Genomic DNA, 23,251 nt, shown 5'->3' with positions numbered 1-23,251 from the left:
TCGAAAAATCTTATTAAAAATCCTAATAATCAAAATACCAATTAAAGATATCGGAACGTAACCCGATTGAAAACCAGGTTGTACTTTGCTTAAAAGTCGTCGCTGTTTCTTGTGTTGGATCAAAATTCCTGTAGATCAAACTTCCAAATAATTTTAAGTTTGTCATTGGATTAATTAAATAACCCGCCTGAACATCTGCAATAAAAATACTGGTTTTATTACCCTGTCCCACTTTTACACCTTTATCATACGGACGGTTTACATCATAACTCTTATAAATATTCCCTCCGTAATTATAGCTATCCTCTGCTGTATCGAAATCTAAACCTCTTTTGCCAATTGTAAACTTAGTATCTGCAAAATAACGTCCTTTATGGTAACGTCCAATTGCCACAAATTCTTCAAAATTTCCACCCCATTGATGTCCAATGCTTTGATTATTATGACCATAATTGGTAATTACAGCACTGTGCGAATACACATACGGACGTACATGGTTGTACTCTAATTGCAACAATAAATCTTTTACCTTAAAAGCATTAAAATACTTAGCACCTAATTGGTATCCAAATTTATTTTTCCAACTATTTTCTCCTGCCGCCATATCACCCACTGAAAATTCATCCAACAGGAATTGCGCATACAAATTAACATTGTTGTTCCATTTGTACTTACCAGACATCCCCAGAAGTGCATTACCACTTCTCGATGATGATGAAAACTCTACGGAACGATAAAAAATAATTGGGTTAACAAAATTAATATCAAAACCTCTGTTATTAGTATCTGTCCAGACAACCGATTCAAAGAAACCCAGATTCAGCTTATCCGAAACATTCCAGCTTAAGTAATGATTCGCCATAAATTTTGTAGCGTATGTCTTTTCTACAGTAACATCAGGACGAACATCCTTAAGCCACATGTATGTATTGGTGTATTTTATCTTCCAAAATGTGGTATTAATTTTAAAATAAGGATAAGGACTTGCCCCATCGCTTTCCAACAAGGAACGATAACCATCTCCAATAAAATTTCTTCCATAACCCAATTGAAAATCAAAAATTTTACTTGGCGCATAAGTAATATTAGCTTCAGCCAAAGGAAAATCATACGCATCAGTTTTAAATCGCTTTGCAATTCCCATTCCGGGAATAATTGCAGGGTTTCCTCCTGATGGCTTTAAAGTTTCGGCATAAGCATTATAATACCCTGCAAATCTACCCTGACTTTCAAAAACCGTGGTTGTAAAGTTAATTTGCTTTCCTAAACCTCCTCTAAAATTTAGCGCACGTGTATTCACATAAGTGTACGAGTCTTTAAGATCTGAAGCTTTACCCATTTGCAAATCCAAAATAGGATTTAAAGCTAACCAATAATCTTCTCCCTGAATCTGAACCAGATTTTCATTCCAAAATTTTCTTCCTAACCAGGTAGAAGTATTTTTTTGAAGCGATTGATTGACTGCTTTTAAATTATAATATTTCGAGACTTCGGCATATGTATAAGGCTTTGAAGCGGTATGATTATTACTCCCAACCTGATTCATTGCGCCATCAAACTGCGCATAATAACTATGAGAAAACGGAATATTTAAATGACTTTCGAATTCCGGATTATTATATTTTTTATATACAATACTATCCAGCTCCGTCATTGGTTTTTCTATTGGCTTTAAAATTTGGGCTGCAGCCAAAGCTTCTGACGCAAGCTGATCTGCACTTTTTAATGGAATATCTATTGAAATCGTATATTTTGAATATGTCGGTTTTCCGTTATAAGTCGACGGTTTTATCTTCGGGAATTTTCCAAAAACACGTTTTGCCTCATTTGACAATACGTCATTTACAGCGTTTACATAAATTACTTTAAACTCGCCATTGGCATCTACTTCAAAAAGTACTTTTACTTCACCTTTATAATTAGCCTGCTTTAAATTTTGTGGTACTTCAAAATTCTGAAATACAAAATCCTGTACTTCTTTATAAAAACAATCTTCGAGTTTTTTAGATTGCAGGTTTTCGCAATTTGGAAAAACGGGAAATTGTTCTGATGTAAAACCGGGTTTAATAGAAGAGCTATTGTTTTCTTGCGAGAAAGCAAATAAGGCAGATAATGTTAAAGTAAAAGATAGAAAAATCTTATTCACGTAAATTTTGATTTTCATTTAATATTGATTTGTGGTATTTTCTCCGTTTGCAATAGCTTTTGCAGCTGAAGTTCCGATGCGCTTAACACCTAAACGAATCATTGCTGCAGCATCTTTATAAGAACGGACTCCTCCCGCAGCTTTTACAGGCAAAGGTGATGCATTTTCCAGCATCATTATTATAGTAGGAATAGTTGCGCCGTTTGGCAAATCATTTTGGGTTTTATAAAATCCGGTTGATGATTTTACAAAAACTGAAGCATAATTTTCTTCTTTAAAATTTGACATCACAACATTTTTGATCAGTGCCGAAAGCTGAATAATTTGCTTATCACTTAAGGCTGCAACTTCAATAATCCATTTTACGGTTTTATTGTTGGCAAGACCAATTTGCGTTCCAATTAAGACTTCTTGTTTTACTACAGCAAGATCTCCTGTTTTAAAAGCTTCATAATTACAAACAAAGTCCAGATCATCTGCTCCGTCTTCTATTGCTTTGTTGGCTTCTTTGAGCTTAGATTCTAAATCAGATGTACCTTCAGGAAAATCTATTACGGTACCTACATGCAAAGCTGAATTAGCTTTCAATATCATTTCCTTAGCTAAAGCTACGTGTTCCGGACGAATCATAATTAACTTAAATCCTTCAAGAATCGCCTCGGCAATTGCATTTTTAACGACAAGCGTATTCTTTGCTTCTGAAAGTCCGGCTTGAGAGGCAGTTTTTAAGTAGGTGGAATCTAAATATTGCTTAACATTCATGTTTTCTGAAGGTTCGTAGAATTGGGACAAAAATACATTTTAAATTCAGAAAATAATACTCTTTTTAAAGCTTGATTTTTCGGCAATAAAAAACCCACCGAAGTGGGTCATTATATTCTTATATTTTATCGATCTGTTTTTTAAAGGCTATTGCGGTAAAAACACCAATCAAAGCGCCAATTGCATTCGCCAGAATATCAGTAACATCTGCTGATCTTGTGGTAGTCAAAACGCTCTGCAAGATTTCGATTGTAATTCCAAAAAAAACAGAAAATATAAACGAAATAAAATAGGCTTTATAATCATCCGGTGCTTTTCCTTTAAGCTCTTTTTTGAAAAACAAAATCCAGGAAATAGTGAATCCAAAATGAAAACAAAAATGAACAATTTTGTCTATACTCGGAAAACTCACTGCCGGTATATTACTCGAATCTGTCAGGCAGAAATAAGTAATAATCCCTGAACAAATAATGGCCCAGACCAAGAGCAGTTGTTTAGGCACCGATAAGTTCTTTATAAGCTTCGTCAGATAATAAAGAATCTATTTCTGATGTATTTGCGATTTTTATTTTAATCATCCACCCAGCTCCGTAAGGATCAGAATTTACTGTTTCCGGCGCACTTTCCAGACTGTCATTAAAAGCAATAATTTCTCCTGTTAAAGGCAAGAACAAATCAGATACGGTTTTTACAGCTTCTACTGTTCCAAAAACCTCATCTTTATCAAGTGTCTGATCTAAAGTTTCTACTTCAACATACACGATATCTCCTAACTCTTTTTGTGCAAAATGAGTAATTCCTACAGTTGCAACATCTCCTTCGATGCTAACCCATTCGTGATCTTTTGTGTACTTTAAATTTGCTGGTATGCTCATAATAGTATGTTTGAAAATTGATAATTTAATAATTAAGCCACAAATGTAATAATCTTCTAATGAAATACAGTTTAGAAACTAAAAATTAATTTCCGAAATTATATCGAAGTGTGAATCCTGATCTAATGTTCGTTAAAGGAAATGACGTCGAAATTACTGCTTTTGAAAACGAATGATCGTAATAGAATATCGCTGTCAGGTTTTTACTAAAAGCATAATCAGCAGTAAGTTTAAGCGACCAGATATTTTGTCCTGCCGCCAGTTGATTATTATCATAATCTAAGTAACGAACCAAAGTTTGATTATTCCTAAAAGAGAAATCGGCTTTGATGTTAATATCACTTTTGATTATTCCCGTAGGATTATCTGCCAGTCTCGATGAGAAAATAACATCTTTAAAGCGATATCCTAAACCAACTACATATTCCATACCTTTTACTTCTGTCAATAAATTATTATCAAAACTCATGGATAGCGCTCTGTCTTTCTTGATTTCGGTAAGCAAACGCAAAGAGCTTTTTAATTCAAAATCTACTCGGATAAGCGGACTAAACTGCTCTACCAAATTGACGTTTGACATGATGGTTTTATTAAAGAAATTGGTATTCACATCTTGCCCATCCGGTTTTTCAGTATAATCAAAATTAGACCTGAACTGGTTTATGGTATAAGATGCCCTATAATTATGCTGCAATGAAAAACGTTTAAACTTATCTTTAAAATATTTATATCGCATTAATCCATTGTATTTTATGCTCCAGTTTGGAATAGGAAAACTTCTAAAAATATCTGTTGAACTGCCTGAAGCATTACTACCTGTATAAGCAGCCATAAACGCCGGCAACAAAACCGCCTGATTACTTTTTGTAAATCCTATTGGATATCCCTGATTTGCGACATATACTTTATAGTTAGGATCTGTTTCTGCCGGAATCGGATTGTTTACATCTCCATATCTCGGTATAGCAGCTCCTGCCCCATAATGATCTGCCGCCAGACGATCTGCAATAATCAAACGATTATTTCTAAAATCATCAAATGCTGCTGACTGGGTTTCACTACTCGTAGAAAATGCCGTTTTAATTAAAACCGTTGAAATTGAAAACATTCCATAAGTATATGGCGATTGTGCAATATAATCACCATTGATTACATTGTATTGTTCTGATGAATTTTCAGAATAAGAACGATCCATTGTTAAATCAACTTTTAAGTCCGGCAATAAATCAACATTTGCCGTCACTTTTAGCAGCTTATTTGTAACCTGAGTAAAGTTTTGGTTAAAATCCTGATAGTCTGTCAGCCAGCCTCTTTTTGCCGCTTCGTAACGTATATCGTCCTGGCTTCCAAAAACAAACCCTAAACTTGGCTTAGAGGTCCCAAAGAAACCAACGCCTTGTGTAAAGCCCGGCAAAACCGTTCCGCTGTTTTTAGTATAGTTTACCTGAATATTTTTTACACTTGTCAAAACTCCAATCAAACCATCATAAAACGGGTTGCTGCTTGTTACGGGTTTAGCGGTATTTACAATTTTCTCTCCCGGTTTTGGCGGTGCAGCTGGTTTAGGTTTTGAAGCTGTTTTTGACCCTGGTGTCAATCCTAAATATTTATACAACATATTCATATTGAAAGTTGTTGTAAGCGTATTTGAATTGGCATTCTGGATCGTATTCCCTAAATCCCATTGAAGTCCGTTAGCATCTACAAATTGAGAGAACGCTGTTGAAGAACGCTGCCAACTATAATCTGCTGTATAAGAATAGGATGCTTTTACAAAACTCAGCACCGGAATTTTATTAATTGGGATATCATAATTCAACACCAACTGTTGCAGGTGCTGATTTGGGGTTCCAATATCAAAATAATCATCCCAGATATTAAAATCTTCTTTTGGCGAATTATCATCGTTCAGGAAGTTTCGAACTATATTATTGGATGCCGCCGTATAATTTAATTTTAATGATTTTGTCAAATTAAATCCAAAGCCGTATTGATAATTGAAGGCAAAATTTCTTCTGTACAAAGGATCAAGACCAATTCCCTGTATATCGACTTGCCTGTATTGCTGGCGATTACTTTGTCTTAAAACATTGGTATTAAAAGAAATATTTGATGGTAAGTAATTAAAGTTAAAATCACTTAGCAGTTTCCAATATTCACTTTTTTTCATGAATTTGGTTTGCTTAAACGGAACTACTTCTTTTGGCTGAAAAGTATACGCATAGTTTACAGCGGTATTAGATTGTTCGTCTACATAGCTTTCTACCTCATAATCATGACGTTCTACCTGATTGTAGGATTGCGAGAATGTTAAGTTCTCAACATCGTAAACATGTGGCTTTTGTTCTGGCGCCCTGTCTTTTCTTACTCCAATAAAGTTGATACTTCTTCGTTTTGTATAATCTACAGCACGAGTTCTAATATTGTCTTTTTCTGCCTGATCTGTAGTTTCGCTTATTAACTGTTTTAGTTTTATGTCCTGATTAAACGGATCATATTCCGGAGTGATTACTTCTTCTCCAATAGCATAATTAAAGGGCAAATTGATACCCCATTTATGAGGCAATAATTTTCCTAAATTAAGATTTGTAACAATATTATATTGCTGAATATCTTCACGATCCCTTTCGTTTGCTCCTTGCTCCAAAGATCCAAAACCAATCGTACTTTTTCTACCAGTCGCCGATACGGTAGCAAAATCTGCCATATTGGTATCAATATTTAATATTGCTGCCATACCACCTTTATTTTCTAAATCAGCCAGTCGAAGTTCATTAAACCAAACTTCTCCTTTGATATCTTTATGGTCGGCCCTGCTCTTTACCCCCACCATTAAATTTCGGACTAAACCAAAATTAGGATTTCCTTTTATACCTAATCTTAACTTACCATCTCCATCACCTCCGCTTAAACTCAAATCATCATCAGGATAATAAATTCCGTTGATATCGCGCTTGCTCGAGTTAATATCGATACTCATCGCCTGAATTTTCATTTTAGTCAATAGTTCAAGTGCCAGATCAATATTGTTTTCTTCCAGCCAGACCTGATCCGGGCTTATGGTACAAGATCCTCCTGTTCGGGTAACCTTAAGCGGAACCTCGACCTGATAAAAGTTTTGTGTATAATCATTACCAAAACGAATGAATCCAACCATTTCGTCATCTAGTAATGTATTTTCAGCAGGCAAAGATTCTGCGTGTAAAAACATTTTTAGTTTTTTGTACTGACGCATATCAACACTCACACTTTTAAAAACTCCTCTTGAATCCTGGTATTGCAAACCTGTTCCTCCAACCCTTAATGCTAACGCTTGTTCGTTTTGATTGATAATCGTATTGTTATTATACAATTGCTCTCTTTGAACACCCGGCGGAACTACATAGTTCACCGGACATTTGGTCCCATTTTCCTGAATATTTACAGCAGCAACATCAAATTCAGTTCCGTCATCATCCGGATTCGTGTCATTTGCATCCAGCGTACCCGTATATCTTCTCCATTCCCCTCTTACTAAATCTAAAGCTCCAAAACGAACAGTCATTTGATTGTTAAATCCGGTCATAAACATCCTCATGAACCGAATAGACCTAAAATCAGTAATGTTCCCAATTGTGTTTTGAGGCTGAGCAACCGGAATTTTAAACTGAATCCATCTTGCTGTTGTTGTGGATCCGTTTGGCAGTTCGACATTACTAACTTCACGAATATCCGTGATATAGTTTTGTCCAACCTGCATGCCTGGTTTTACATCGATACTGTATTCATAATAAGCATTAATCGTATTCATTGTATTGTCACGATTAATATCTTCTACATCCGGTAATGTTGTTGAACCACGATTAGGATCGTCTATACTTACGGCAGAGTTATTTTCTGTACCATTGTAATTTTTATAACGGTCCAGTACTCCTCCGTCTGTATTCAGGTAATATTTATAATCATCCGCGGCAGGATCTGCTTCTCCTGCATAATTCGTGTATACTGAACCTTCTTTAGAACTTGGCAAACCGTCTAAACCAACGTCCTGATTTTTACGATTATCAGCATTGGTATCAAAAGCATAGATTAGAGATTGTGATGCAGGAACATCTCCCCAAAGTGGTTGCGGATTCACCATAATCTGATCCGGACCTAATCCGTTTTCATATTGTTTTCTTCCGTCTTTTAATACATCTTCAGAAATTTCACCTAAGTTGAAATATATTTTTCCGGTATTGTTGATCGGAGCTTCTCCGTTTCCAACATACGGGTCCATCACCCAAAATTGTATATACTCTACATTTCCCTGCTCAAAATTGGTCGAGTTTAAAGCGCGCATAATTCCTCCAAAATTAGAGTTTGCGGGATTTGTGCTAAAATTTGGATTATTATTGTATGGCCCTCTGTCTGACGGATAATAACTCAAATCTAATGTATTAACCACCTGAATTTGCCCTTGTGCAATATCAGTGTTTGGATACAATTCTTTACTGTAGATTCTTCTGGTGGTATTTAAAGACAAATCATCATTTGATATCCCTGATGGTTTTGAGGCATAAAAAATTGGATCAATGGTATACCAGGCCAATTTTGCACGTTTATAACCGTATTCTAATGTATTAGAATTAGCATTAAATGTATTATCGTTTATTGAGTTTAAGAATGGTGTTGAGGCCAGACTCCAGGCATAAGCTGATCGCATATCGATTGTAGATTGCGAACCTTCAAAATCGTCTACATAAATGGTTGCTTCTCCTTCAAAATCACTTGCTTTGGGCGCATCCGGTTTTAAGAATGCTACTTCTCCGCGTATAGAAAGATTAGAAGGAACATCTGTATCTATGTTTGGCAATTTGTTCACTAATCGGGTAAAGAAAGGAACTTCGGTAGAGTAGTTTCCATTAAATCCAAAAATAGTGTTATTTACAGATTCTTGTCCATAACTCGATTTTTGAGTAAATGGTTTTTCTGTCATTTTTAAATAGGTTCCTCCAATAACAAACTTATCTGAAATTTTGTGTTCGATATTGAACCCCATAAATCTTCGGGTTTGTTGTCCGAATATCGAATTGTTTTCTAAGGAAACTTCAATTGGTGTATTGGATGCCTGAAGTGAAGGATCCAGAATCTGAACTCTTCCTAATTGATAATCGACACTATAATCAATACCTTCTACCAGCCTTCGTCCGGCTGCCATTACAACAACAGAACCCTGAGGAACGTTAAATGCCCCAATTGGAATACCGCTGCTTCCTGATGATTTATACTTTCCTCTTAATAAGAATTTATTTTTATCACTATCCTGTAAAGCTCCCGACTGAGTATTTCGATACATGTTTCTAAACACATATTTTTGTTGGTTCGCATTGTATGAGTTTGGATCGTCGTAATTTTCGCCTGAACCTGTATTTTGCAGCTTTTTAAACAAAAGCTCTCCAAAAGGCTCTTTTGTGGTAAAAATAATGCGCCCGTTCTGAACGTCTACTGTTACACCGGGAATATAATCAAAGAAACCATCTCCACCAGCCTGAGGATCATTATTGTAATTCAACCTGTCTAAATTAAAGACATTTAGCAATGGAGTCTGGTCTACTTTATTATCAGCAGTTGGATTTGCAGGAAAGGTTGTTCCTGTAACCGGAGTAATATAATTTATTGGCGAAGGATCTGTGTAAAGTATATTTAACCTAAAATCGTCTTGTTTGATTTGATAGGCCTGAGGTATTTGATACACGTTTTTCATCATCAGATTCCAAACCGGATTCTGAACGTTTGTTAAATTGCTTTTCAGCATTTTTAAAACTAAACTTTGCGTAATAATAGCCTGATTAGCATTATTGTTTCCGGTTACTACAGTTGCATCAACACCATCACTACCAAATTCCCCAACCTGGTATACTTTTCCTCCCACTGTATATTCGAAAGCTACTGCCAAAATCTCATCATTTGCCAGACGTTGCTGCAAAGAGATATATCCTAATTGTGCATTGAAGGTATATTCGTTTGCCGTTAATTTTCTGGCATTTTCAAGTACAGAAAAATCGGTTCCTTCGCTGGTATTCGCATTATTGAATCCCGACTTTGCTGTTACAATTTCTCTAATATTGGAGTTTAAATAAGCACCCGCCTGACCAATTGTAGCCGGATCGTATTTATTATTATTGTTATCTGTAGGTGTATCAGCCGGATTATTGAAAAAACCTGTTGGAGAACTTATTACTACTACCTGATTATCCGGAACACCTGTAATTTGTCCTTCCCCTAAATCCTGAAGAGCAATAATATTTCTTAAGTTATTATTGTTTGTCGTTACACGATTTTGTTTGTTTGTTACCCAAACCTCTAATCTTGTAACCTGAACACGGCTATCAATAAGCGGATAATTTTTTAAAGAAGCGTCGTATTTATTTCTAAAGTATTGCGACAGGAAAAAGTGTCTGTCATTATCGTAATCTAAAGCATACAAATCAAAGTTCTGAACTGTTCCGCCACCTTCTGCAACTATACTCTTGGTTTGTGACTTTTGTTCTGAGAAAACACCTGTAACTGTTGTCTTACCAAATTGCAAAACGGTTTTAACCCCAAACAAACTCTGAGCTCCCCGAATAAGGGTACTGTTCAATGGCATACTAACGTTACCAACTTCTACTTTTTGAACAATATCATCTTCTGAGGGTGTATAAGCCAGTTTGAATAAGTTCTGAAAAGCAAAAGTAGATTGGGTATCATAATTGGCATTAACCTCTAATCTGGTTCCTACTTTACCCATTAAACTCATACTGATTCGCTGATCAAAGTCAAAAGTCATACTTGACCTGTTTCTTGGTGAGAAAGAAGGATTATCTTGTTTGGTATAGCGCACACCTAAGTCCATCTCTACTGACCCTGTGGGTTTTACATCGATGGTATTACTACCAAAAATGCTTTCAAAAAATCCTGAATTGATATAATACCGAGGTAATAGATTTTTTTTAGCCTCTTCACTTCCTGCCTTTTTACCATCAATTGCATCTACTTTTTTTCTGAAATAATCTCTTCTGGATTCTTTCAAAACTAAATCTTCGTACTCTTTGGGAGTTAAGACAATAGGGTAATTGATATTAAAGCCGTCGACTGAACTGGTGTAAATATATCGATCTGTAATAGGATCGTATTTATAAGCCGAAAGTATGCTTGGTGGATTTTGTAATTCTACTTTACCAACAGAGAACTGTGTTTTAGTTGTATCTTGAACTGCTGGATTTACTTGCGCACGCAAAACATTACCGCATAATAAAAACAGTAAAAAAATACAAATTTTACGCATACAATTCGTTTATATAAATTGAGTTTATAGGCTCTTTAAAGCTTTCTTGATAATGGTTTCTACAGTAGCTTCCGGATCTTCTTTGACAATCTTCTCTACTACTTTTTCTGAAGTTTTTCTAACAAAACCTAAAACTTCCAAAGCAGATAACGCTTCATCTCGATTTGTATTGTTTTGAACTACAGAAACTTCATCCAAATCATACAACTTTAACACTTTTTCTTTTAAATCGAGTATAACTCGTTGTGCTGTTTTGTTTCCAATTCCTTTTATAGACTGTATAACTCCAACATCTCCGGATGCGATTGCGTTAATAATTTGTCTTGGTTCTATAGAAGATAACATTGTTCTGGCAATATTGGCTCCAATCCCCGAAACAGATAATAACATTCTGAATATTTCGCGCTCTGATTTTTCTGCAAAACCAAATAAAGTATGCGCATCTTCCTTGATTAGAAGATGCGTATACAGTTTTATATTTTCAGCATTGGGAATTAATGAAAAGGTATGTAAAGATATATTTACCTGATATCCAACTCCTCCACAATCAATTATGACGTCTGTTGGATTCTTCTCCACTAATTTCCCTTGCAAGTGTGCTATCATAGTATAATTTATTAGGGTCAAATATAATAAAAATGCAATAAAAATAAGACAATATTATTTGATCCTTATTATCTATACTATTTCGCTAATTTATTTTTTTTATTTTCTTTTTCCTGAGCGTCAATTACTGCGATTGCAGCCATATTAACCATCTCTTCAACGCTTGCGCCTAATTGAAAAATGTGAACTGGTTTACCCATTCCCATCATGATTGGGCCTATAGAATTTACTTTATACAATTCTTTTAATAATTTATAAGTAATATTCGCTGATTCCAGGTTAGGAAAAATTAATGTATTTACTTTTTTGCCTGCTAATTTAGAGAACGGAAATTTCTCTGCAAGCATCTCCTGATTTAAGGCAAAATCTGCCTGGATTTCTCCATCAACAATTAATTCAGGATGATTTTTGTGTAAATAAGCTACTGCTTCTCTTACTTTTGAAGCACCAGGACTTGTTGAAGAACCAAAGTTAGAGAATGAAACCATTGCAATAACAGGTTCAACACCAAACATTTTTGCTGTCTTTGCTGTCATAATGGCAATATTAACCAAATCTTCAGCAGACGGATTTATATTGATTGCTGTATCTGATAAAAACATTGGACCACGGGAAGTCAACATCATATTTGCTGTTGCCACAAGCGAAGCTCCGGGTGCTTTATCAATTAATTGCAACATTGGTTTTACCACACTTGGGTAACTTCTTGTATGACCGGTAACCAAAGCATCTGCTTCGCCTTCGTTCACCATCATTGCGGCAAAATAGTTTCTTTCGCGCATGAATTTTTGCGAATCAAGTAATGAAACCCCTCTTCTTTCTCTTGTTTCCCAGTATGATGTAGCAAATCTGTTTCTTCTTGCTTCTTCTTCGTTTGTTTTAGGATCAATGATTTCAAGTTCAGCATCAAAACCTAATTCAGCTTTAAGCTCTAAGATCACTTCTTTATTTCCTAATAAAATTGGAAAACCAATTCCGTCTTCATGGACAATTTGCGCTGCTTTTAAGACATTTAATTGATCTGCCTCGGCAAAAACAATTCGTTTCGGGTCCATTTTAGCACGGTTGGTAATCAAACGCACCATTTTATTGTCATTACCCATACGTTCACGAAGCACATCTTCATAAGCTGCCCAGTCTGTAATAGGATTTTTAGCAACTCCGGAATCCATTGCAGCTTTTGCAACAGCTGGTGCTACAATTGTAATCAATCTTGGATCGAATGGCTTAGGAATAATATAATCTCTTCCAAAACCTAACTTTGTTGCTCCGTAAGCTACATTTACCTGCTCCGGAACTGGTTCCTTTGCTAAGATGGCTAATGCTTTTACAGCGGCCATTTTCATGGCTTCGTTAATTTTTGTAGCTCTTACGTCTAATGCTCCTCTAAATATATATGGAAAACCTAAAACATTATTTACCTGATTAGGAAAGTCTGAACGTCCTGTAGCCATAATAACATCTTTACGAGTTTCTGTAGCTAAGTTATAATCGATTTCCGGGTTTGGATTTGCCATAGCAAAAACAATCGGGCTATCTTTCATTGTCAACAACATTTCAGGCGAAAGAATATCTCCTGAAGATAATCCGATGAAAACATCAGCACCTTTTACAGCATCTGCTAATTCAATTTTAGGACCGTTGACAGCATATTTTAATTGCAATTCTGATAGCGAAGGGTTGTCTTTTGTTAAAAGTCCTTTACTATTAAACATTAAGATGTTCTCTACTTTTACGCCTAATAAAACATATAAATCCGTACAAGCTATCGCAGCAGATCCTGCACCGGAAACTACCACTTTTACATCTTCTGCTTTTTTTCCTGCTAATTCTAATGCGTTGATTAAAGCTGCCGAAGAAATAATTGCAGTACCATGCTGATCATCGTGCATTACAGGAATATCTAATTCTTCAACCAGTCTTCTTTCGATTTCAAAAGATTCCGGCGCTTTAATATCTTCTAAATTTATTCCTCCAAAAGTGGGAGCAATATTTTTTACGGTCTGAATAAATTCTTCAATATCTTTTGTTCCGATTTCAATATCAAAAACGTCAATATCAGAGAATATTTTAAATAATAAACCTTTTCCTTCCATCACTGGTTTAGAAGCTTCCGGACCAATATCACCAAGTCCTAATACAGCTGTACCGTTTGAGATCACGGCTACTAAATTTCCTTTTGCAGTATATTTGTAAACGTCATCTACGTTTGCTGCAATTTCTAAACATGGCTCTGCAACACCTGGCGAATAAGCCAAAGACAAGTCTCTTTGGGTTGCGTATTTTTTTGTTGGAACTACCTGAATTTTTCCTGGAGTTGGTTCTGAATGGTACAGTAACGCTTCTCTTCTTTTACTCTCTTTGTTCATTATATTTAGCTTTTATTCTAGCTTACAAAGATATAAGTCTTGGTTTAAAATGGCGTCTTTTTATTATTTTCTTTTATCAAAATAACGTTTATTACATCCAAAAAAAATAGTCCACATATTGTTTGGACTATTTTGTAAAGCTTATTTTTTGATTTTCTTTTATTGAGAAATATAAGAGTTTAAATGATTTATAGTGTCTTTTTGAATTTCTATAATTGCCTTCACAACATCGCTAATCGAAATTATTCCTACTACAGTGCCGTCTTCCAGAACTGGCAAATGTCTAATTCTTTTTGTACTCATGAGTTCCATGCAATCTTCGATGTTATTGGAGAGTTTTACCGAAAAAACATTGCTTTCCATAATTTCATGTACAAAAGTTTCTTTTGAAGATTTGTCCTTCAAAACAATTTTTCTGGCATAATCCCTTTCAGACAATATTCCTTTTAAATCGTTGTCATCAATAACAAGAATTGCTCCTATGTTTTTTTCTCCCATTACTTTTAAGGCTTCATAAACCGTTGTTGTTGAGAGCACTGAATAAACATTTTTCCCTTTTGCGTTTAGTATTTGATTTACAGTCATATCTGAAAAATTTTAGATCTATAAAGTTAGAAAAAAATGAATATAAAAAACAACGAAATCGATTTTTTAAGACTTAACTAATTCATTTTAAATATAATAACCAATATCCCGTGTTTTAAAAATATTAGTTCAAAAAAATGAATGAATTTTAAGACTTTTTTGCAGAAAATGCAGCTTTTTTTGAAGGTTTTAGATTTATTATGAAATGAAAAATTTAGAATTAGTTTACAGATCTATATTCTTTTGAGGCTACCGACCGTTAACCCTAATGGGTTTTCGTAAAAATTAAGTATCTGTAGAAACTCACTTAGTAGTAGAAATAAAGAATCATGAAACCTTAGAATAATATCCTGTAGAGATGGAGAATAATTTTAATCCGGTAGAAATTGATTTATTATATTTTTTCAGAAAACATTTTATGTACCAAGGCACTTGATTCTATTTTCAACGAATCAGCTATTGAAAAAAGCAAACTAATGGTAATATTCTGTTTCCCTTTTTCAATTCGTTGAATAGTCCTTATATCAAAACGGTGTAAAAAAATAATACTACAAATGCTAAAAAATATCCCATTATGGAAACACATGAAATTAAAAACTTAGATTACTTAAGAGAATTAGCTGGTCGGTATTTCAACACTTTAAGCACTGATAAAAAAGGGAATCACGGGGCTCAAATTAAGGTTGTAAATTATTGTGAGCTTGGTTGTATTTATTACAGAAACTCTAAAATTATGCATTGTGGCGCCAGATCAGGAAGCCCATAAAACCTCTAATACAATTAAAAATTCACCCCTAAATGTGGCGCTTATTTTAGAAATGGTGGTAGATATGTTTCCTTCAGATGAATTATGACATACTAAAGTATCGTTATTGAATTTGCTTTGTCGAGCTGCTTGTGTGATCCTTCCTTCATCAGGATGACATGCTTTGTGGTTACTTTGTTTATTTATTTGAAATAAAAAAAGACCTTTACTAAAGTTTAGAAAGGTCTTTCAAATTATATTCTTGAATTACAAATACGTAATAATAAACTCGCTTCGTCGGTTTTGTTGATGTTCGTTTTCAGTACATTTTACACCATCGGCGCATTTATTTACGAGTTGTGTTTCTCCAAATCCTTTTGCTTTTAATCGATTGCCATCGATTCCTTTGCTTACTAACCAGTTCTTGGTCGATTGTGCTCGTTTTTCAGACAAAATCATGTTATTTGAAGCAGATTGTCGGCTGTCTGTATGGGAACGGATGTCTAGTGTTAAGGTTGGATATTGTTTTAATACGTTGACAATTTTCTGCAATTGAGGTTCTGATGATTTTCTGATGGTTGCTTTTCCTAAATCAAAAAAGTTCATCGGAATATGAAGTACTTTTGCCAGATCTGTTCCCACTGCAATAGGTTTCATTGTTACGGATTTAACCGATACTGTTTTAATCATTATCGTTTTAGCTACTAAAGGTAATGGTGTTTTTTCTAATGAAACTGGCAAGATTGTTTTTCCATTTTCTTTTTTAATGGTCAATGGAATTTCCTTTATTTCATAATCGCTTTTTGATGTCTTTATGAAGTATTTTTTGCCACATTTTACTTTTGAAAAAACATAGTTCCCGTTTTGATCCGAAACAACCTGCTGTGCATTTTGTCGGTTTTCATCAAATAATATTAAGGTTACATTCGAAAGGATTTGTTTTGTTTCTGAATCTGTAACTGTTCCTGTTAATTCCTGTTCGCAAATTAATCTTCGGGTTTCTCTAAATCGGTAAACATCGTCTAATCCCTGGCCATTGTCTCTGTTCGAAGAGAAAAATCCGTTTCTGTTTTTACTATTTAAGATAAAGGCAAAATCGTCTTTTTTGCTGTTTACCGGTTCGCCAATATTCTGTACTTCATCAAAAGTTCCGTCATTATTTATTTTGGTTACAAAAATATCAAGTCCGCCTAATCCGGGTCTTCCATCGGTTGCAAAATAAAGTTCATTCTCTTCTGAAATAAACGGAAAAGTTTCTCTTCCTTCGGTATTAACCGAAACTCCAAGATTTTCAGGTTTTCCAAAAGTCCCGTCATTATTTACGGCAACTTTAAACAAATCAGATTGTCCTAACGTTCCTGGCATATCTGATGCAAAGTACAATATTTTCTCGTCTGTACTTAATGCCGGATGAGCCACACTATATTGATCGCTATTAAACGGAAGTTCTTCAATATTCTTCCATTCACCATCAATAAAACTGGCTTTGTATAATTTTAATAAAGTGGTCTTGTGTTCGTCTCTTCCTCTTTTTCCGTCCAGAAAATTATTTCGGGTAAAGTACATGGTTCTCCCATCTTTTGTAAAAACGGGAGTTGACTCATTGAATTTGGTATTTACTTTTTTCTGAAAGCGTTTAGGTTTTCCCATGCTCCCATCCGACATTAATTCTGCGGTATACAGATTGGTAAAAGATTTATTGGTCCATCTGAAGTTTTTTCTGGCAACGCCTCCTGTATCACGTGCAGATGTAAAAACTAATTTGTTTTCAAAAATGGTACTTCCATAATCGGAATAATTAGAGTTAATTCCGGCATCGGCAATTTCGAATCGTCCTGAATTAAATTTTATTTCGTCTAAGTAATTTCTATTGTTTTCAAACAAAACGCCTCTTTTATCAGTAGTTACTTTTTGATTGAATTTTTCAAGATTGGCATCTGCTTTAGCATAATTTCCAACTGATTTTAGACATTGAGAATATCTGTATAAATATTCTGGCTCTTGCTGGTCATTGATTGCAAACAATTCGTCGTACCATTTTAAGGCCTGGACCAGTTCACCATTAAAATAGTATGAATTACCAAGACGCTGAAACATTTTCTCGTCTTTGTAACCTTTATTGGCTTCGCTTTCGTACAGTTTTATAGCCTCAACATAAGCATATTTTTCATACAGATCATTAGCATGGCTGATCGTTGTAGTCTGGGCAATAGCATTACAAACAAATAATAAAAATAAGGCGGTGTAAGTTAGATTTTTGGATTTCATGGGGCTGTTTTAGAAAAATCTTGGTGATGTAATTTTGTTATAATTATTAAAAAACTCAAAGCGTAAGAAAATCTCGTGAGATCCTGAGTTGTATCTTCTTAAATTGGTTGTTTCATGATCATAACCGTATCCTACATATAAACCATCTGTTACCTGAAAACCAGCCATTGCACTTACAGACGCACTCCAGCGATAAGCAAGACCCAATACAAATTTATCATTAAACATGAAGTTTCCTGAAACATCAACCTGCAAAGGAGCACCTTGTACCATTTTGGTTAATACTGCCGGTTTGAATTTGACGTAATAATTAACATCAAAAACATAACCTGCCATGAAATAGTAGTTTATTTTGTCCTTGAAAATGGCAGTATCGTCATCATTATATCGATTGGTTTCGATAAAATTGGGCACCGATAATCCTAAATAGGCTTTATCTGAATGCCAATACACCCCTGCTCCTACGTTTGGTGTAATTCTGTTATTTAAATTTTGAAACTGTGGATCATCCTGATCTTCAAAACTTAATTTATTTACATCGAGATTAAAAAGATTGGCTGTAGCTTTTATTCCAAATGAAAGTTTAAAGGTTTCAGAAGTTGGAACGGTATAAGATAAATCGGCAGATAATGTATTTTCGTTGGTTGGGCCAATCTTGTCGTTTACTAAGGAAACTCCTAATCCTAAATTACTGTTGCTTAATGGGGTATTTACCGAAAAGGTACTGGTTTCAGGCGCACCGTCAAGTCCTACCCATTGTGTACGATATAATCCAAAAACACTTAATGCACCACGAGAACCGGCATAAGCAGGATTTATCGTAATGGTATTATACATATATTGTGTGAATTGAGAATCTTGTTGCGCGGAACACACTACCGAAAAAAACATGAACATTAAAACTATCTTTTTCATTTCAAAAGGCTTTTAAAAAGCGACCCGGTAAACACCAGGCCGCGTATATTTTTTTATTTGTTGATATATAAATAACCTGAAAGTTCATGCGGATTTGACTCGCTGTCTTTGTATTTTAAGATATAGAAATAAGTCCCTACCGGTAATCCATCTGATTGTTTTACTGTTGTACGTCCTTCAGAGAAACCTTTAAAAGCACGATCTTCGTTATTATATTTATCAATATCATAGACCAGAACGCCCCAACGGTTGTATATTTCTACTGTATTATCAGGATAACATTCTAATCCCTGAATATAAAATCTGCTGTTTTTACTATCTCCATTTGGTGAGAAGGCATTGAAAACTTTGATGACACAACCACTTAAAGGTAAAACTGTGGGTTTGTCTTCGGTATTGTTTTCATCATCTGACATGTCTTCAACCGTAACTCCTCTCAAACTCGTTCCTTTTACTTTTGCCTGATTGCTTACACTTCCTTTGTTAATATCACTTTGTGTAATTTTATAAATGGCTGTAAAATTATTTTCATCAGATTCGTTTACATCCAAATCAATGGGTTGTCCCAAAACCACAACTCCCGGCAAAGGATCAGAAATCATTACTCCGCTTAACGGAACATTCCCTGTGTTGGTTACTTTAAATTTATAGGTAATTGTTTCACCTGCATTTGCATATCCGTTACCATTTTCATCATTAGAAACTGCTGTTTTAATTACTGCAATAGCCGGGAATTCTACAAAAACAGTTAATGTAGCTGTGTTACAATTTGACAGATCTGCTTTCTCGCAAACCTGATACGTCAAGACATAAGTTCCACCTGGTGTGTTGGGCCTTACATTTACGGTTCCATCAGCATTAAATTCGAAATAAGGGCTCTTTGGCGTATTTGTAATTACAATATCTGCCGCTTTAATTGGATATCCGTTTAATAAATCATTACCTAAAACATTTATAAATTCAAGTGAACCATTTATACCATCAACACTTACTCCCTGATCGTTTGTCAGAACCATTTTTGATTTTGGTGTTACAGGTGGTGCCGGATCTTCAATATTTACTACTGAAATTTTTACTACTGCCTGACTGCAGTTACCTGGATTTAACGCTTCACAGATTTGGTATGTCAATTCATAACTACCGGAAAGCGTTCCCGGTTTTACTTCAATTGTTCCATCAGCTTTTAAAATCAAATTAGGATTTGCAACTGTAGTAGTTAAAACAACATCTTTCGGATTAAGAACAGATCCGTTTAGTGTATCATTATTAAATATATTCGTTGTCGAATGCTCTCCTTTGGTGCTATTTACCGTTCCTGCATTATCATTATTCGCTTGTAAAGTAGCGCCTGTTACCGGAACATAACTTTTCACAGTAACACAATTTGCCGGATTTAGATATTCACAAATTCTATACTCAACTTCATAAAGTCCTATTGGAGTACCAGCATTTACTGTTATCGTTCCATTTGCATTTAAAATTAATCCTGTTGGAACATTTACAGGCGTCAGGACAACTCCTCCCGGATTATTACTGATCACTACAGGAGTACCATTTAGAGTACCGTTGATTATTGAAACTGTAGTACCTCCAATACTGCCATTTATAGGAAGTGTCGTTACTGGTACTGCATTTAGTACACCATTTCCAACTACTACCGTAGCGGTTGCTGTTGAACAATTTGTTCCTGCTCCTTCTTCACAGATCGTATAATCAATACTATAAGTTCCTGATGGTGTATTAGCCGCTAAGGTTAATCCGCCATCGGCATCAACACTTAAAGGTCCTGTTGTTTTTGGCGTTACATTGGTGTTTGCCGATGTTACAAATTGTCCGTTTAAGGTATCGTTTGTCGTTACATTTCCAACGGATGTTACTGTAGTTCCCGATACTTGTGTTCCAAAGTTTTTATCTTCATTGGCAACAAGTATGTTTCCAACCACCACCGTAGCGGTTGCTGTTGAACAATTTGTTCCTGCTCCTTCTTCACAGATCGTATAATCAATACTATAAGTTCCTGATGGTGTATTGGCTGCTAAGGTTAATCCGCCATTGGCATCAATACTTAATGGGCCTGTTGTTTTTGGCGTTACATTGGTGTTAGCTGATGTTACAAATTGTCCGTTTAAGGTATCGTTTGTTGTTACATTTCCAACGGAAACTATACTAGTTCCCGATGTTTGTGTTCCAAAGTTTTTATCTTCATTGGCAACAAGTATGTTTCCAACCACCACAGTAGCGGTTGCTGTTGAACAATTTGTAGCCGATCCTTCTTCACAGATCGTATAATCAATACTATAAGTTCCTGAGGGTGTATTGGCTGCTAAGGTTAATCCTCCATTGGCATCAACACTTAACGGGCCTGTTGTTTTTGGCGTTACATTGGTGTTTGCCGATGTTACAAATTCTCCGTTCAGGGTATCGTTTGTCGTTACATTTCCAACGGATGTTACTGTAGTTCCCGATACTTGTGTTCCAAAGTTTTTATCTTCATTGGCAACAAGTATGTTTCCAACCACCACAGTAGCGGTTGCTGTTGAACAATTTGTAGCCGCTCCTTCTTCACAGATCGTATAATCAATACTATAAGTTCCTGAGGGTGTATTGGCTGCTAAGGTTAATCCGCCATCGGCATCAACACTTAAAGGTCCTGTTGTTTTTGGCGTTACATTGGTGTTTGCCGATGTTACAAATTGTCCGTTTAAGGTATCGTTTGTCGTTACATTTCCAACGGAAACTATACTAGTTCCCGATGCTTGTGTTCCAAAGTTTTTATCTTCATTGGCAACAAGTATGTTTCCAACCACCACCGTAGCGGTTGCTGTTGAACAATTTGTAGCCGCTCCTTCTTCACAGATCGTATAATCAATACTATAAGTTCCTGAGGGTGTATTCGCTGCTAAGGTTAATCCGCCATCGGCATCAACACTTAAAGGTCCTGTTGTTTTTGGCGTTACATTGGTGTTTGCTGATGTTACAAATTCTCCATTCAGGGTATCGTTTGTCGTTACATTTCCAACGGATGTTACCGTAGTTCCCGATACTTGTTCTCCAAAGTTTTTATCTTCATTGGCAACAAGTATGTTTCCAACCACCACAGTAGCGGTTGCTGTTGAACAATTTGTAGCCGATCCTTCTTCACAGATCGTATAATCAATACTATAAGTTCCTGATGGTGTATTGGCTGCTAAGGTTAATCCGCCATCGGCATCAACACTTAAAGGTCCTGTTGTTTTTGGCGTTACATTGGTGTTTGCCGATGTTACAAATTGTCCATTCAGGGTATCGTTTGTCGTTACATTTCCAACGGATGTTACTGTAGTTCCCGATACTTGTGTTCCAAAGTTTTTATCTTCATTGGCACAAATTTTAGAATCAATAACGGCACTTGCGCTTGAAGATTCACAACTATTAATTTTTGCAATTATTGTATAGCTACCTACCGGAGCTTTTATGATATTTCCTGTTTGAGTAACTCCTGTTGAGGGGCTTACTATGTAAGTATAACTTGCGTCATAATTTAAAATCGTAAAGCTACCTGTTGCTGTTGAACATGTCTGTTGCGTTATAGAGCTCAATAGAGGTTGAGATGGAGTTGTATCGATCGTCACTGAAACCGAAGTTCTTGTACTCTCACAACCAGTCGTGGTCTGGCTTACATAATAAGTTCCAGTAGTTAATAACTCGGTTCCTGCATAAGCTGTTCCGCCTGTATTGGTGTTGTACCATTTTTTTGTTGCACCTGTAGCTAATGTTACCGCTAAATCATTTACTGTTTTGCCTTCAACTGAACAAAAAGTCTGCGCCGAAGCGGCTGGAGCTGCGGGTGTTGGATTTACCGTCACTGAAACCAAAGTTCTGGCACTCTCACAACCAGTCGTGGTCTGGCTTACATAATAAGTTCCCGTTGCCAATAACTCGGTTCCTGCATAAGCTGTTCCGCCTGTATTGGTGTTGTACCATTTTTTTGTTGCACCTGTAGCTAATGTTACCGCTAAATCGTTTACTGTTTTGCCTTCAACTGAACAGAAAGTCTGCGCCAAAGCGGTTGGAGCTGCTGGTGTTGGATTTACCGTCACTGAAACCGAAGTTCTTGTACTCTCACAACCAGTCGTGGTCTGGCTTACATAATAAGTTCCCGTAGTTAATAACTCGGTTCCTGCATAAGCTGTTCCGCCTGTATTGGCGTTGTACCATTTTTTTGTTGCACCTGTAGCTAATGTTACCGCTAAATCATTTACTGTTTTGCCTTCAACCGAACAGAATGTCTGCGCCGAAGCGACTGGAGCTGCGGGTGTTGGATTTATCGTCACTGAAACCGAAGTTCTGGCACTCTCACAACCAGTCGTGGTCTGGCTTACATAATAAGTTCCCGTAGTTAATAACTCGGTTCCTGCATAAGCTGTTCCGCCTGTATTGGTGTTGTACCATTTTTTTGTTGCACCTGTAGCTAATGTTACCGCTAAATCATTTACTGTTTTGCCTTCAACCGAACAAAAAGTCTGCGCCGAAGCGGTTGGAGCTGCCGGTGTTGGATTTACCGTCACTGAAACCGAAGTTCTGGCACTCTCACAACCAGTCGTGGTCTGGCTTACATAATAAGTTCCCGTAGTTAATAACTCGGTTCCTGCATAAGCTGTTCCGCCTGTATTGGCGTTGTACCATTTTTTTGTTGCACCTGTAGCTAATGTT

The 23,251-nt window shown here is 35.9% G+C and carries 12 protein-coding genes; 1 reads left to right on the top strand and 11 read right to left on the bottom strand.

Annotation, left to right across the window (positions count from 1 at the left end):
• Positions 1 to 22: 22 nt before the first annotated feature.
• From ACHRWY_RS24145 to ACHRWY_RS24110, 8 genes are all read right to left on the bottom strand, one after another.
• Complete coding sequence (locus tag ACHRWY_RS24145; RefSeq protein WP_395357956.1) at positions 23 to 2,164, bottom strand: energy transducer TonB; 2,142 nt, start codon at positions 2,162 to 2,164, stop codon at positions 23 to 25.
• Positions 2,165 to 2,908: a deoxyribose-phosphate aldolase gene (gene deoC / locus ACHRWY_RS24140; protein WP_395358131.1), complete on the bottom strand. Its 744-nt coding sequence runs from the start codon at positions 2,906 to 2,908 to the stop codon at positions 2,165 to 2,167.
• A 118-nt stretch (positions 2,909 to 3,026) separates the two neighbouring features.
• On the bottom strand, positions 3,027 to 3,410 hold the full coding sequence (locus tag ACHRWY_RS24135; RefSeq protein WP_395357954.1) for a VanZ family protein: 384 nt from the start codon (positions 3,408 to 3,410) through the stop codon (positions 3,027 to 3,029).
• Positions 3,403 to 3,783 (bottom strand): glycine cleavage system protein GcvH, encoded by a 381-nt coding sequence (gene gcvH, locus ACHRWY_RS24130; RefSeq protein ID WP_395357952.1) that lies wholly within the window; start codon positions 3,781 to 3,783, stop codon positions 3,403 to 3,405. The genes ACHRWY_RS24135 and gcvH overlap by 8 nt, the downstream gene beginning before the upstream one ends.
• 85 nt (positions 3,784 to 3,868) lie before the next feature.
• Entirely contained in the window at positions 3,869 to 11,071 is a 7,203-nt protein-coding gene (gene sprA, locus ACHRWY_RS24125; protein ID WP_395357950.1) for a cell surface protein SprA, read from the bottom strand.
• Between the two features lie 24 nt (positions 11,072 to 11,095).
• A complete protein-coding gene (gene ruvA / locus ACHRWY_RS24120) occupies positions 11,096 to 11,677 on the bottom strand; it encodes a Holliday junction branch migration protein RuvA (RefSeq protein ID WP_271336810.1) in 582 nt (193 codons plus the stop codon).
• A 77-nt stretch (positions 11,678 to 11,754) separates the two neighbouring features.
• Positions 11,755 to 14,046, bottom strand: coding sequence for an NADP-dependent malic enzyme (locus ACHRWY_RS24115; RefSeq protein WP_395357948.1), 2,292 nt, complete (start codon positions 14,044 to 14,046; stop codon positions 11,755 to 11,757).
• Between the two features lie 159 nt (positions 14,047 to 14,205).
• Positions 14,206 to 14,631, bottom strand: a complete 426-nt coding sequence (locus tag ACHRWY_RS24110) for a CBS domain-containing protein (protein ID WP_395357946.1) — start codon at positions 14,629 to 14,631, stop codon at positions 14,206 to 14,208.
• A gap of 574 nt (positions 14,632 to 15,205) precedes the next feature.
• Here ACHRWY_RS24110 and ACHRWY_RS24105 point away from each other — a divergent pair.
• Positions 15,206 to 15,397, top strand: a complete 192-nt coding sequence (locus ACHRWY_RS24105; protein WP_395357944.1) for a hypothetical protein — start codon at positions 15,206 to 15,208, stop codon at positions 15,395 to 15,397.
• Between the two features lie 246 nt (positions 15,398 to 15,643).
• Here the strand turns inward: ACHRWY_RS24105 and ACHRWY_RS24100 are convergent, their stop codons facing one another.
• From ACHRWY_RS24100 to ACHRWY_RS24090, 3 genes are all read right to left on the bottom strand, one after another.
• On the bottom strand, positions 15,644 to 17,644 hold the full coding sequence (locus ACHRWY_RS24100; RefSeq protein WP_395357942.1) for an OmpA family protein: 2,001 nt from the start codon (positions 17,642 to 17,644) through the stop codon (positions 15,644 to 15,646).
• Positions 17,645 to 17,653: 9 nt separating this feature from the next.
• Entirely contained in the window at positions 17,654 to 18,559 is a 906-nt protein-coding gene (locus ACHRWY_RS24095; protein ID WP_395357940.1) for a type IX secretion system membrane protein PorP/SprF, read from the bottom strand.
• Between the two features lie 53 nt (positions 18,560 to 18,612).
• A partial coding sequence (locus ACHRWY_RS24090; RefSeq protein WP_395357938.1) for a gliding motility-associated C-terminal domain-containing protein occupies positions 18,613 to 23,251 on the bottom strand: 4,639 nt, incomplete at its 5' end.

Origin of the sequence: Flavobacterium sp. FlaQc-48 (genome assembly GCF_044007335.1) — a bacterium.
Taxonomy (GTDB): Bacteria; Bacteroidota; Bacteroidia; order Flavobacteriales; family Flavobacteriaceae; genus Flavobacterium.
This window is presented reverse-complemented; position numbering and strand designations above follow the sequence as displayed.

What these genes read in the sequence shown, in the direction of transcription:
- ACHRWY_RS24145 (WP_395357956.1), bottom strand. Translation starts at nt 2,164, where the DNA reads ATGAAAATCAAAATTTACGTGAATAAGATTTTTCTATCTTTTACTTTA.
- deoC (WP_395358131.1), bottom strand. Translation starts at nt 2,908, where the DNA reads ATGAATGTTAAGCAATATTTAGATTCCACCTACTTAAAAACTGCCTCT.
- gcvH (WP_395357952.1), bottom strand. Translation starts at nt 3,783, where the DNA reads ATGAGCATACCAGCAAATTTAAAGTACACAAAAGATCACGAATGGGTT.
- sprA (WP_395357950.1), bottom strand. Translation starts at nt 11,071, where the DNA reads ATGCGTAAAATTTGTATTTTTTTACTGTTTTTATTATGCGGTAATGTT.
- ruvA (WP_271336810.1), bottom strand. Translation starts at nt 11,677, where the DNA reads ATGATAGCACACTTGCAAGGGAAATTAGTGGAGAAGAATCCAACAGAC.
- ACHRWY_RS24115 (WP_395357948.1), bottom strand. Translation starts at nt 14,046, where the DNA reads ATGAACAAAGAGAGTAAAAGAAGAGAAGCGTTACTGTACCATTCAGAA.
- ACHRWY_RS24110 (WP_395357946.1), bottom strand. Translation starts at nt 14,631, where the DNA reads ATGACTGTAAATCAAATACTAAACGCAAAAGGGAAAAATGTTTATTCA.
- ACHRWY_RS24105 (WP_395357944.1), top strand. Translation starts at nt 15,206, where the DNA reads ATGGAAACACATGAAATTAAAAACTTAGATTACTTAAGAGAATTAGCT.
- ACHRWY_RS24100 (WP_395357942.1), bottom strand. Translation starts at nt 17,644, where the DNA reads ATGAAATCCAAAAATCTAACTTACACCGCCTTATTTTTATTATTTGTT.
- ACHRWY_RS24095 (WP_395357940.1), bottom strand. Translation starts at nt 18,559, where the DNA reads ATGAAAAAGATAGTTTTAATGTTCATGTTTTTTTCGGTAGTGTGTTCC.